Origin of the sequence: Segatella maculosa OT 289, assembly GCF_000243015.1 — a bacterium.
Classification (GTDB): Bacteria; Bacteroidota; Bacteroidia; order Bacteroidales; family Bacteroidaceae; genus Prevotella; species Prevotella maculosa.
Genome location: NZ_JH594500.1, coordinates 541,913 through 555,342, shown reverse-complemented (window position 1 = coordinate 555,342; position 13,430 = coordinate 541,913). Strand labels below are relative to the sequence as shown.

Annotated in this window: 8 protein-coding genes and 1 pseudogene; 8 read left to right on the top strand and 1 reads right to left on the bottom strand. The window is 52.6% G+C overall.

Features of this window, described 5'->3' with window-relative positions; translation table 11 throughout:
- Positions 1 to 219: 219 nt before the first annotated feature.
- Complete coding sequence (locus HMPREF9944_RS02235; RefSeq protein WP_008564155.1) at positions 220 to 1,896, top strand: hypothetical protein; 1,677 nt, start codon at positions 220 to 222, stop codon at positions 1,894 to 1,896.
- Between the two features lie 246 nt (positions 1,897 to 2,142).
- A complete protein-coding gene (locus tag HMPREF9944_RS02230; RefSeq protein ID WP_008564154.1) occupies positions 2,143 to 2,583 on the top strand; it encodes an HU family DNA-binding protein in 441 nt (146 codons plus the stop codon).
- Positions 2,584 to 3,115: 532 nt separating this feature from the next.
- Here HMPREF9944_RS02230 and ppdK read toward each other — a convergent pair.
- Entirely contained in the window at positions 3,116 to 5,833 is a 2,718-nt protein-coding gene (gene ppdK / locus HMPREF9944_RS02220) for a pyruvate, phosphate dikinase (protein WP_008564150.1), read from the bottom strand.
- A 215-nt stretch (positions 5,834 to 6,048) separates the two neighbouring features.
- Here ppdK and rlmD point away from each other — a divergent pair, with 215 nt between their 5' ends.
- The 6 genes and pseudogenes from rlmD to HMPREF9944_RS13500 all read left to right on the top strand — a co-directional run.
- Entirely contained in the window at positions 6,049 to 7,494 is a 1,446-nt protein-coding gene (gene rlmD / locus HMPREF9944_RS02215) for a 23S rRNA (uracil(1939)-C(5))-methyltransferase RlmD (protein WP_008564148.1), read from the top strand.
- A 17-nt stretch (positions 7,495 to 7,511) separates the two neighbouring features.
- Positions 7,512 to 8,636 carry a porin gene (locus HMPREF9944_RS02210; protein WP_008564146.1) on the top strand — a complete coding sequence of 375 codons (1,125 nt, stop codon included), beginning with the start codon at positions 7,512 to 7,514 and terminating at the stop codon, positions 8,634 to 8,636.
- A 270-nt stretch (positions 8,637 to 8,906) separates the two neighbouring features.
- The gene (metA, locus tag HMPREF9944_RS02205) at positions 8,907 to 9,824 is read left to right on the top strand and encodes a homoserine O-acetyltransferase MetA (RefSeq protein WP_008564144.1); all 918 of its coding nucleotides are present in this window, start codon (positions 8,907 to 8,909) and stop codon (positions 9,822 to 9,824) included.
- Between the two features lie 3 nt (positions 9,825 to 9,827).
- Positions 9,828 to 11,696, top strand: coding sequence for a peptidase U32 family protein (locus tag HMPREF9944_RS02200; RefSeq protein WP_008564143.1), 1,869 nt, complete (start codon positions 9,828 to 9,830; stop codon positions 11,694 to 11,696).
- 9 nt (positions 11,697 to 11,705) lie between these two features.
- Positions 11,706 to 12,722: a beta-carotene 15,15'-monooxygenase gene (locus HMPREF9944_RS02195; RefSeq protein ID WP_008564142.1), complete on the top strand. Its 1,017-nt coding sequence runs from the start codon at positions 11,706 to 11,708 to the stop codon at positions 12,720 to 12,722.
- Positions 12,723 to 13,306: 584 nt separating this feature from the next.
- A pseudogene (locus HMPREF9944_RS13500) lies at positions 13,307 to 13,425 on the top strand (IS5 family transposase); the annotation flags it as partial.
- Between the last annotated feature and the right edge of the window lie 5 nt (positions 13,426 to 13,430).

The following is a 13,430-nucleotide window of genomic DNA, read 5'->3' as shown; positions in this document are numbered from 1 at the left end:
CAGGCCGTCAGTGGTCAGCACCAACACATCGGACAAGGTGGCACGTTTGGCAATGCAAAGCGAGGCAGTGATGAAGAGTGGGAGGAGACCTCCCCCAACCCCTCCGAAGGAGGGGAGAACACCCTGCCAAGCTATAATGTGTGGGAGGAATAATACCCACCCCGGCCCTCCCAAAGGGAGGGAGAACAAACTTGTAGAATAATTAAAAGGAAAGAGCAAATGAAAGTAAAGACAATAATAAAGACTGGCCAACTATTCATAGTGGCGGTATTGCTTGCCGCCTGTGCCAATGAATACATTGCGCAGGACAAAAAGAAAGAGAACGGAACGGAAGCACCGAAAGGCGGCGTAGTCTTCGCGACCAATGACACAAAGATTTCGGCAAAGCGCCGGTTCATAGATGAAGACGAGTTTGCCGGAGCAAAGACACGCACAAACATCAAGCACACCGTGGGCCAAGGTGCCGATGCCTATTGGACGAGCGACGACTTCATCTGGGTGAAGAAACAAGACGGCACTTGGGCTAAAAGTACAGCTATCACACTGCATGACGGCGGAGCCAGCGCAGAGTTTTCCCTGCCCGGTAGCAAGTCGGACTATGCCGACGGTTGCGAAGTGCGCTACACGGGAAACTCCTTGACTTCTTATGGTTCGCCTGCAGCATCAGGCTCTGTCGGTTTTCCCAAAGAGCAAAGTCGCACGGCACCCAACGACTTCAGTAAAGCTGGCGACTGGGGCGACTGTGGCTCAGGTATAGCACGCAACACAGGTAATCCTGACAAGTTCAACTTCACTCTTACACATAAGTCTTCCTATCTTTGCTTCCTGCCTCGTTGCGAAAACGCAGCGCTTGCACCGAATATTCGGCTGAAAGGTATTAAAATTACGTCGACGTCGAACCAGATATTCTTTTCCTATATTCACGATTTTGACGGTGAACACCTCACAGAGATAGGATACCCCCAACTCTTTCAGTCTATCAACGTGACCCTTCCCGACTTCCCCCTCTACACCGACGCGCGCCAAGAGGACAATGCCACCTATCTCGTCGTTCCCCCCGACACCTACGACTTCAAGATAGAGTACACCGTCAAAGACCCGACGACCAACGTGGAGGCCGTCGTCACCCAGACGCTCACCAATAAGACCTTCGACAAAGGCAATATCTATGACGTTACGGCCAATCTCACTGTGCCATCATTGCATACGCCTAAATACTACATGTGGGATGCCCGGCAAGACTATTGGTGGGGCCACTTAAGAGCCGACGGAACACCCGATGGCAATTATCCAAAAAGTAAGATAAACGACCCGGAGCGGTGGTTCAATACTAATTACAACCTGGGCAACCGCTACGATGCCCAGACCGCACTCTTCCAAACGCTCCCCAACGCCAACGAGCTGTGCTGGTATGTACGGTATGGCGACCCGCATACTGATTACGGATATCGTGTTGTGGCCCGAAATGGGCACCTGCAGAATGTCTATCTCAGTGGTGGCCTTTGGCTGAGAAAGAAAGCCGCCATCGTGGCCTACCTCAAAACTCAAGGGTATCCGAGCAACCTCACCTGGGAACAGATGAAAGAGGCCTACTGGCCCACGGCCGGTGCTCCCCACATCGATTACCGCGTGACCCCTCAGACGCCACTTCCTAGAACCAACACGACCTACGGCACTCCCTCCAACCTTGCAGACTATTTCTTCCTGCCTGCTTTGGGTTCATACAACTACGAGGGCACGCTGTACCTTATCAACTCCGACGGCAACTACTGGTCGTTGAGTGCCGGCCCGCAGTACATGTACGACGCGTTTACCCTGCACTTCAGCTCTACCAAAGTGGAAGTGGTAATCGCCAACCGCCGCGATATCGGGTTGAGTGTGCAGGCGTTTGAGTGAGCCCACGGCCCGAATTCAAGCGACATTTCCGCCCGGTTGGAAAAAGATAGGGATGTAATCAGAAAAAGATCTAGATGTTTTTTAAAAAACATCCTGATCTTTTTGGAAAAACATCTAGATCTTTTTTTAAAAACATCTGGATGTTTCCAGAAAAGGGGCGGGAAGGGCCGGAAGCGACAAGAGGAAATGAGAGATTTATCATCATAACAATCAATTTTTTAACCGCATTAAAAGAAAGGAATAACTATGGCAAATCGTCCATTGCAGTTTGTCTTGAGACTGCGCAAACTGAAAGTGAAAGGCAAGGAAAACAAAGTTGACATGCAAGTGGCCGTTCCCACGGGGCGCAAGCGAGTGGACTTCCGCTCGTTTTGCAAGGCGGTGTCGAACAACACCACGTTCTCGCCCGAGGAGGTGCACGCCGTGCTGAACATGAGTATTGCCACGGCACGCAACTTCGTGGCCAACGGCGACACGGTGGAGTTCGGCGACATGGGAACGCTGCTGCCTTCGTTCAAGAGTAAGGCGGTGCCCAAGGACGAGAAGTTCAATGCTGTCAAGCACATCGTGAAGCCCGTTGTCCACCTTATGCCCTCGAAGAAGTATTTCGAGCTGAACGACGCGAGCTTCGAACAGGTGGAAGACAAGAAGAAAGGCAAAGGAGGGATAGGGCAGCACGGGAATTAAGGCCCACCCCCGGCCCCTCCCGAAGGGAGGGGAGGAGAGCCTCCCCCCAACCCCCTCCGAAGGAGGGGGAGACCGAGCTTGCGAGGAGTTAGTTTGCACGCTGTTTGTGCTCCCCTCCTTCGGAGGGGCTGGGGGAGGTTTCTTGGGGAGGGCGCACGACTTACCTGTATTTAGTCAAAATCAAAATTCACCTTATGATTAACTCGCTTGTCTGTGTTGCCCTCCCCGTTTTAATACACACCCGGGAGCCTGCCCCAAAAAAGCCCACCCCGAAAGCCTCCCCCCAACCCCCTCCAAAGGAGGGGGAGACCGAGCTTGCGGGCAATGATGAATAATGTCATTATGAATTGAATAGACCTTGTGAACTAAAGTGTTCGCAAGGTCTATTTGCATTTTACTCCCCTCCCTCTTCGGGGAGGGGTTGGGGGAGAGGCTTCTACTCCCCCTCCCTCGGGAGGGGTTGGGGGTGGGCTTCTCCCCTCCTTTGGAGGGGCAGGGGGAGGCTTTTGGAGAGGCTTTCGGGGGGAGGCCCTTATTCTATTGCTGCCTGTGCTGCTGCCAATCGGGCGATGGGTACGCGGAACGGTGAGCAGCTTACATAATCGAGACCGACGCGATGACAGAATTTGACGGACGAAGGCTCGCCACCATGTTCGCCGCAAATGCCACACTTCAGGTCCGGACGGGTGAAGCGGCCTTTCTCTACGGCCATTTCGACAAGTTGTCCTACGCCTGTCTGGTCTAAGACTTGGAACGGATCGACTTTCAGTATCTTCTTCTCAAGATATACGGGCAGAAAACTTGCAATGTCGTCGCGGCTGTATCCGAACGTCATCTGCGTGAGATCGTTCGTCCCGAAGCTGAAGTATTCGGCTTCCTTGGCGATGTAGTCGGCTGTCAAGGCGGCACGTGGGACTTCAATCATCGTTCCGACCTTGAACGAAATCTCGACGCCTTCTTTCTCGAAAAGGGCTTTTGCCGTTGAGCGAATGACATCTTTCTGCATATCGAACTCGTTGACAATGCCGATAAGTGGCACCATGATTTCGGGCTGTGGCCGGTAGCCTTCTTTCTTCAGCTCGATGGCTGCGCCGAGAATGGCACGCGTCTGCATGGCCGTTATTTCAGGATAGGTGTTGCCCAAGCGGCAGCCGCGATGACCGAGCATCGGATTGTGTTCGCTCAGGGAGTTCACTCTGTGTTGGATTTCCTCGACAGAAAGTCCCATTTCCTCGGCCATGACTTTCTGCCCGGCAAGGTCGTGGGGAACGAACTCGTGTAGGGGCGGGTCGAGCAGTCGGATATTGACAGGGTAGCCGTCCATCGCTTTCAAGATGCCGTAGAAGTCTTGCTTCTGATAGGGCAACAGCTTCTCGAGTGCTTTCTCGCGCCCTTCTTTGGAGTCGGAAAGTATCATTTCGCGCATGGCCTTTATCTTCTCATTTTCAAAGAACATGTGTTCCGTGCGGCACAGACCGATACCCACCGCGCCGAAATTGCGTGCCACTTCTGCATCATGGGGCGTATCAGCATTCGTACGGACAACGAGCTTCGTATATTTCTGACACAACTCCATTAACTGTGCGAAGTCTCCCGTGACTTCGGCTGGCTTGGTCTTGACTTCACCGAGATAGACTTCGCCCGTGGAGCCATTGATGGAAATGTAGTCACCTTCGTGAATGAGTTTACCATCGATTTCGACCGTGCGTGCCTTGTAGTCCACATTAATGGCACCGGCACCGCTGACGCAACACTTTCCCATACCGCGGGCTACGACTGCGGCGTGGCTGGTCATGCCGCCACGTGCGGTCAGTATGCCTTCGGCTGCACTCATACCGGCAAGGTCTTCAGGACTCGTCTCGATGCGAACCATAATGACCTGATGTCCCTCTTCATGCCATCTCTCTGCGTCGTCGGCAAAGAAAACGACTTGACCGCAGGCTGCACCCGGACTTGCAGGGAGGCCTCGCGTTAGCACCTTGGCATTGAGTTGGGCTTCCTTATCGAATACGGGGTGAAGCAGCTCGTCCAACTTGTTAGGCTCACAACGTAGGAGTGCCGTTTTTTCGTCGATTTCGCCTTCACGCAACAAATCCATGGCTATTTTTACCATGGCAGTGCCGGTGCGCTTACCATTGCGTGTCTGAAGGAACCATAGGTGTCCTTCCTGAACCGTGAACTCCATATCCTGCATGTCATGGTAGTGTGCTTCCAACTTCTGCTGAATATCGTTCAACTGTGCATAAATCTCGGGCATGGCTTCCTCCATCGACGGATACTTTGAAGCACGGACGCTCTCATCGATGCATTGTTGCTCGGCCCAACACAAAGAACCTTTCTTGGTAATCTGCTGTGGGGTGCGAATTCCTGCAACAACGTCCTCGCCTTGTGCATTGACCAAATATTCTCCATTAAAACAATTCTCGCCTGTTGCCGCGTCTCTGCTGAAGCAAACGCCGGTAGCCGAAGTATTCCCCATGTTGCCAAAAACCATGGCCATAACATTGACTGCGGTCCCCCATTCAGCAGGAATGCCCTCCATCTTGCGATAAAGAATGGCGCGTTCGTTCATCCAAGAATCAAATACGGCACAGATGGCACCCCACAACTGTTCCATCGGGTCTGTGGGGAAGTCGTTGCCCGTCTGCTGCTTGATGGCTGCCTTGAAAGCCCTTACCAATTGCTTCAGTTCGTCGACGTTCATTTCGTTGTCAAGCGTAATTCCACGCTGCCGCTTCACGTCCATGATGATGGCCTCGAAGGGGTCGATATCCTCTTTGTTGACTGGTTTCATGCCGAGGACGACATCTCCGTACATCTGTACGAAGCGACGGTAACTGTCGTATGCAAAGCGTTCATTACCGGTCTTGCGGGCCAAACCTTCTACCACCTCGTCATTAAGGCCAAGGTTTAAGATGGTATCCATCATGCCCGGCATACTCGCACGTGCACCGGAGCGCACACTGACGAGCAGTGGATTGTCAACATCGCCAAACTTCGACTTCATCAAGGTCTCAATATGCTTGACTGAAGTTTCGACTTCTTGCTTTAACAGGTTGACAACTTCCTGCTTGCCTTTCTCGAAGTATTCGTTACAGACGTCTGTCGTGATTGTAAATCCGGGAGGCACGGGAACGCCAATCAAATTCATTTCGGCAAGGTTCGCTCCTTTTCCACCAAGCAGATTTCTCATATCTGCTCCACCTTCGGCCTTACCGTTTCCGAAAGTATAAACTCTTTTCTCACTCATAGTTAAATAGGTGTCTGATAGTTTTATTTCGTTAAATTTATTTTTTGTATCGCAAATATAGTATAAATAAATTAAGTTACCAAACTTTTAGTTCCTTTTTTGTAAACCACACCTTACATTTCACCATATAGGCAAGCATGAGGGAATTAAATGACTGTTCCACGTCAGACTTTGGGATTATTTTACTACTTTTGCAAACAAATTCAATATCAGATATGACAAGAAAGCATAAGCCTTTCCCTATATTAGAAAATGTGTTGATTGAGGCGATTGCAGCCGAAGGCAAATGCCTCTTCCATTACGAAGACAAAGTGGTCTTCGTCTCTTTTTGTGTTCCTGGGGACATTGTGGACGTGCAAATCACCAAGAAGAAACACAGTTTCATGGAGGGCAGGATTGTGCGGATAGTACAATATAGTAAGGTGCGCGAGACACCGATGTGTGTTCATTTCGGTATTTGCGGCGGATGTAAATGGCAGAATCTTCCCTACGAGGAGCAATTGAAAGCCAAGCAGCAGCAGGTTTTCGACCAATTGACACGTATCGGAAAGATTGCTCTCCCGGAGTTCAATCCCATCATGGGTAGTGTCAAGACGAAAGAATATCGTAACAAATTAGAGTTTGGCTGTGCCAATAAACGCTGGTACACTAAGGAGGAAATAGAGGCGATGCCGCCCCGTGAAGCGGGAAAGGAGGGCAATTTGAACGAGAGTGCCATCGGATTTCATATCACAGGCGCATTTGACAAAATTTATCCGATAGAGAAATGTCTGCTGATGGACGACCTGCACAATCAAATCCGCAACGAGATAAGCCGCTATGCGAAAGCACAAGGCATGTCGTTCTATGACATCCGCGCACAGCACGGTTTGCTGCGTGGTTTGATGATGCGCAATTCCAATACTGGAGAGTTCATGCTTTTGGTGCAGTTCCACTATGACGAAGAAGGCGACGAGCAACGCGCACAAAGCCTGCTTCGGCACGTCGCCGACCGCTTCCCACAGATAACAAGTCTGATTTACGTGGATAATCAAAAAGGGAACGACACCTTCGGCGATTTGGAACTGACGACGTTCAAGGGGACGGACTTTATCTATGAAACGATGGAAGACCTGAAATTCAAAGTGGGTCCGAAGAGTTTCTACCAGACGAATACCGAGCAGGCTTATCATTTATACAGTGTCCCTCGCAAGTTCGCCGCACTCACGGGCGAGGAACTCGTCTACGATCTCTACACCGGGACGGGCACAATAGCCAACTTCGTGGCCCGCCGCGCCCGCCGGGTCATCGGCATAGAATATGTGCCCGAGGCCATTGAAGACGCAAAAGAAAACAGCAAGGTGAACAATATCGCCAATACGCTGTTCTACGCAGGCGACATGAAGAACATTCTCACCGACGGCTTCATCGCCGAACACGGTCGCCCTGACGTAATCATCACCGACCCGCCGCGTGCAGGCATGCACCCCGACGTGGTGCGCGTCATACTGAACGCAGCCCCGGGGCGCATCGTCTACGTGAGCTGTAATCCCGCGACGCAGGCGCGCGATTTACAGTTGATGGACACGGCATACAAGGTGACGGCGGTTCAGCCCGTCGACATGTTCCCTCACACGCCCCACGTAGAGAACGTGGTCTTACTGGAAAAAAGAGACAACTAAAATACCTACTGAAAAAGATGAAAAAGACTTTATTCGCCGTGCTGCTTGCGCTCTCCGCGCTCAGTGGCAGTGCGCAGCAAAAAGAATGGTTCAGCAATGTCAGGCTGTCCGGCTACGGCATGGCCCAGTATCAATGCAGCGACCAGGAAGGAAGCAAGAGCAACACGTTCAATCTGCGGCTGCTCCGCTTATCGCTCGATGGGCGTATCCTGAACGATTTCTATTGGAAGACGCAGATTCAGTTCAACGGAAACACATCGACCTTGGGCAGTAGTCCGCGCGTCGTCGATTTGTTTGCCGAATGGCAGAAGTATGATTTCTTCAAGGTCAAGATAGGCCAATACAAACGGCCGTTCACATTCGAGAACCCCATGCACCCCATCGATCAGGGCTTCATGGGCGTGGGGCAGGCCGTGTCGAAACTGGCCGGCTTCAGCGACCGAAGCGGCGAACAGCCCAGCAACGGCCGCGACATGGGGCTGCAAATCCAAGGCGATTTCCTCAAGAACGCGGCCGGTCGGCATCTGCTGCACTATCAGATCGGACTCTTCAACGGGCAAGGCATCAACACGAAAGACGTAGACCAGCGCAAAGACCTTATCGGTGGCCTGTGGGTGATGCCAGTGGCGGGCATGCGGCTCGGTGTGTTCGGCTGGGAAGGCTCTGTGGCCCGCAAGGGCAAATGGCTCGAAGGTACGACGCGTTATGAGGGTATCCGTTCGCTGCCGAAGCACCGCTACGCCATAAGCGGCGAATACAAGTTCGACGACTGGACACTGCGCTCGGAGTATGTCCACTCGATGGGCCGCGCGTTCGCAAAGCCCATCAGCAACACGAATGCGCAGGACCCCGGCTTCACGAACTGCGAGGTAAACGAGACCTTGGGCAGCAAGGCCGACGGATTTTACAGCTTGGTCATCGCGCCCGTCGTCAGGAACAAGTTGCACGTGAAGGCGCGCTACGACCTCTACCGGCCGAGTGCGGAGTGGGGCAGGGCGCGCACGCAGTATGAGGTGGGAGCCGACTATCTGTTCCACAAGAACTTTCAAATCAACCTCGAGTATGCACGCATCAACGACCGAGGTCTGAAGACGGCGCATAATTATAATGTGATAGACGTAGAGGTGGACTTCAGGTTTTGAACGTCCGTCACCGACCTGTTTTTAAAGAGACATAGCTCTAATTCAAAAGAGAGGGGGATCTAATTTCATTTACATCCCCCTCTCGCGCTCGTGACATCCCCCTCTCGCGTTCGTGAGACCCGGGTCTCATGCCCGTGACATCCCCATCTGTTTTAAAAAACATCTACGGCTGACAAAAACGGCGAATACGGCGGGTTTGCGGCATACTCTTTTCCGTTTTCGAATAAAAACCGTTATCTTTGCATCACCGAACTCATAAGAAAACGAGATATGCCGTTAAGATTACCCGACAGATTGCCTGCAATCGATATTCTGAAGCATGAGAACATCTTCGTCATGGACGAGACGCGAGCCCACAGTCAGGAAATTCGTCCGCTGCGGATCGTGGTGCTCAATCTGATGCCGCTGAAGATAACCACGGAGACCGACCTCGTGCGTCTGCTCTCGAACACGCCGTTGCAGATGGAAATCTGCTTTATGAAACTCAGAAGCCATACGCCCAAGAACACGCCCGTGGAGCACATGATGATGTTCTATAAGGATTTCGACGAACTGGCCACGCATAAGTTCGACGGCATGATCATTACCGGCGCACCCATCGAAATGATGGATTACGAGGAGGTGGAATATTGGGCGGAAATCAGGGAGATATTCGACTGGGCGCGCACGCACGTCACGAGCACCATGTATCTGTGCTGGGGCGCGATGGCTGGGCTGTATCATTTCTATGGCATTCCTAAATATGCGTTGCCGAAGAAGATGTTCGGCATCTTCCGACAATACCCTTTGTCGCAGGCTTTGCCCATATTCCGAGGTTTTGACGACAGCTTTTTCATGCCACAGAGCAGGCACACGGAGGTGCGGCGCGAAGACATCGAAGCCGTGCCCGGACTCGAAATCATTGCGGCGTCTCCCGAGAGCGGTGTCAGTATCGTCATGGCGCGTGGAGGTCGGGAATTCTTCATCACCGGGCACTTGGAGTATGCGCCGAATACGCTCGACCGCGAGTTCAGACGCGACAAAGACGTTCGCGACGACGTGGAACTGCCCGTCAACTATTATCGTGACAATCGCCCCGAAGCGGGACCGGTGGTGTCGTGGCGGGCGCATGCCAACCTGTTCTACAGCAACTGGATAAACTATTACGTTTACCAGCAGACTCCGTATAACATTGACGACATCAGATAAGAAATGCGCACACTGGAACTGCTGGCTCCGGCCAAGAACCTTGAATGCGGCAAGATGGCTATCGACCACGGGGCAGACGCGGTGTACATCGGGGCCACGCGCTTCGGTGCCCGTGCGGCTGCAGGCAACAGCGTCGACGATATTCGCCGGCTCTGTGAGTATGCCCACCCGTATGGCGCACGGGTTTATGTCACTGTGAATACAATCATCTACGAAGACGAACTCTCCGCCACTCGGCTGTTGCTGAAAGACCTGAATGCCTGCGGTGTCGATGCACTGCTGGTGCAGGACATGGGCATCTTAGAAATGGTGGCAGAGTGGCGGGAGCCGGAACCTTTCAAGATGGAACTGCATGCCTCGACACAGACCGACAACCGCTCTGCGGAGAAGGTCAGATGGCTGCAGGAACTTGGTTTCAAGCGGGCCGTGTTGGCGCGTGAACTTTCGGCCAAGGATATTTCGGAAATCCGCGAGAAGGTTCCCAATATGGAGTTAGAGGTTTTTGTGCACGGAGCGCTGTGTGTCAGTTATTCCGGCGTGTGCTACGCTTCAGAGCATTGCTTCCACAGAAGCGCAAACCGTGGGGCCTGTGCGCAGTTCTGCCGAATGAAGTTCGACTTGTTGGATAATGCCGGCAGAGCGGTGGAGCATCAGCGCTATTTGCTGTCGATGCGCGACATGTGTCGCATTGACCATCTCGAATTGCTTGCCGACAGCGGTGCCTGCTCGTTCAAGATCGAGGGCCGACTGAAAGATGTGGAATACGTGAAGAACGTGGTCAGCGCGTATAGTTGTGAGTTGGACAAGCTCATAGCGAAACGCCCCGACGACTATCGGCGCGCTTCCTACGGCAAGGTAGACTATACGTTCCAGTCCAATCTGCGAAAGACTTTCAATCGCGGATTCACCACTTATTTTCTGGAAGGCCGCCAAAACGACATTGCCTGCTTCGACACGCCGAAAGCGATGGGCGAGTATGTGGGCAAGGTGAAGGAGCTGCGCGGCGGCTCTTTCAATGTGGCCGGCACAGCGTCGTTTGAGAATGGCGACGGGCTGTGTTTCGTCAATGACCGGCATGAGTTGGAAGGCTTTCGCATCAACAAGGCCGTCGGAAATAGACTCTATCCGCTGAAAATGCCGTCCGACTTAAAGCCCGGCGTGGCCCTCTATCGCAACAACGACGTGGCGTTTTCCCGCCTGCTGTCGGGTGTAACGGCCGAACGCAGGCTCCCCGTCAAAATGAAATTCCGTGCGACTGCCGACGGTTTCGCACTTCATGTTGAAAGCGTAGAGACGGGGGTAGAGGTTCGCTCGGAAATAACGTTCGCGCATCAGGAGGCCCGTCAGCCGCAACACGATAATATAAAGAAGCAACTGACAAAGTTGGGCAACACCATCTATTCGTGCAGCGATGTCGAGGTGGAGGAAGAGGCCGCAAGGCTGTTTGTTCCATCAAGTCTGTTGGCAGAACTTCGGAGAGACGCCGTCCGGCAATTGGCGCAAAAAACGGTCTTGAGCAAAGAAGTGCTGAGCCGGAAGCCGGCAGAAACTTGCGCCCGCGGGGTGGGGGACGTGCCGCGGGAATACGCGCAGTTTCCCTATCTCTATAATATTTCCAACCACCTTGCCGAGCGTTTCTATCAAGCGCACGGATTGGAAAACATTCGTCCGGCTTTTGAATTGGCGCCGACGAAGGAACCCTTGATTATGCAGTGCCGGCATTGCATTAAATATTCGCTGGGCTTTTGTGTCAAGCGAGGCGGCAAACAACCCACATGGACGGAGCCGCTTTATCTCCGGTTGGGAGACGGACGACGTTTCCGACTGGAATTCAACTGCGCGGCGTGCCAAATGAACATCTATGCAGAATAAAAAAAAGATATGAACATTGACAGAAACCATACGGTCCGACAACTTTTCCGCTGTGCATGCGCGGTGGCGGCAATCTTGCTGCTGACCTCGTGCTACCACCGCAAGCAGACCACGCACGATGCTACGGTGACGTATAATGCGAAGCAGCTCGACTCTCTGTCGTTTCAAACCAAGCACCACTACACCAACAATTTCAATTTCATTGTGAAGGCCGACTCGCTGGCCCTTATCCGACAGCAGCCCGAAGAGGTGTCGGCCCTGCTACCCACCGACACGATTTATGTCCGCAAGCACGATCATCTGGTCGTGGCTGATATCAGAATCATGCCCACAGACTCGATAGACTCGGTCTGGGTTCAGGTGGCGCGCGACCAATCCACGTTCGGCTGGCAACGGGAATCCTATCTGCTGCCCAAGGTGGTGCCCGACGACCCGATTTCGCAGTTCATCTCCACCTTCTCCGATATCCATCTGCTGATATTCCTGATAGTCATTGTCGGGATATTGGCCGGCTACGTCATTCGCAAACTCATGCGCAAGAATGCCCATCTGGTGCATTTCCGCGACATCGATTCCTTTTACCCTACGTTGCTGACCCTCATCGTCGCGTCGGCCGCAGCCCTCTATGCCGGCATACAGAACTTCGCCCCCGACGTGTGGCGGCATTTCTATTTCCATCCGACGCTCAATCCCTGTTCCGTTCCGCCGTTGCTCGCTATCTTCCTTTCCTCCGTATGGGCCATGCTTATCGTGGGTATCGCTGCCGTGGACGACACTTTCCATAAACTCCCTGCGGCCGAGGCCGTGCTTTATATATGTGGGTTGATAGGTGTCTGCGCTGTGGATTATATTGTCTTCAGCATTTTGTCGCTTTATTATATCGGCTATCTGCTGCTGGCGGCCTATGTCTATTTTGCGCTGTATCGCTATGCCACAAAATCGGGCACGTCGTTCATCTGCGGCAACTGCGGCCGTGCGATGCGCCGAAAGGGACGCTGTCCGCATTGCGGGGCGTGGAATGATTAGGGGCGATACTATCAGCCGCACGGGGATGCTTGGCCGCCCGCACCGTGAATTGCTGGACGCGATACGACTCGTCTCAGGCAGTGTCGAGCTGCCGTATTTCGGTGTGTGAATGCTCCAAGTTTTGGAGATGGCTCTTTTTAGAGATTTTAATTATCATGGTTATAAATGTTATTTGCTAATAATGTGGTGCTTTTGCCGTAGGGCGCAGTATTTCGTTTTTCCATTTTTTTGTTTCCGCCCGTGGGCGTCACACTTTTTTTCTTTTCTATTATCATCGCCCGGGGGCGAAAGCAGTTGATTGTTAAAAAATATATCTTCGCCCGTGGGCGACGGATATTTCATTACGTTTTTTTAACTTCGCCCGTGGGCGAAAAGATTTTCTGTTAATTTTTATTTCGTCGCCCGTGGGCGAAGATCATTTTATTAACCCTAATTAACTTCGCCCGTGGGCGACGGACATTTTTTCTCGGTTCAACCCCTTTCCGCCGTGGCGGAAGCCCCGCGCCCCTTCGGTTTCCTTGTTTCGGGGGGGTATGCCTTCGTCATCGGGCCGCTGTAGTTGATGGTGATGGGGTAGTCATTCCTCCCAAATAGACAGGATAATCGACCGGACTTCCCTCTACGAAGCATTATGGAAATCGCCTGTACCAAGGGCTATAAATCAACGGGTCGCCCGAGTTATGACGGCTTGGTGTTGTTCCAAGATTT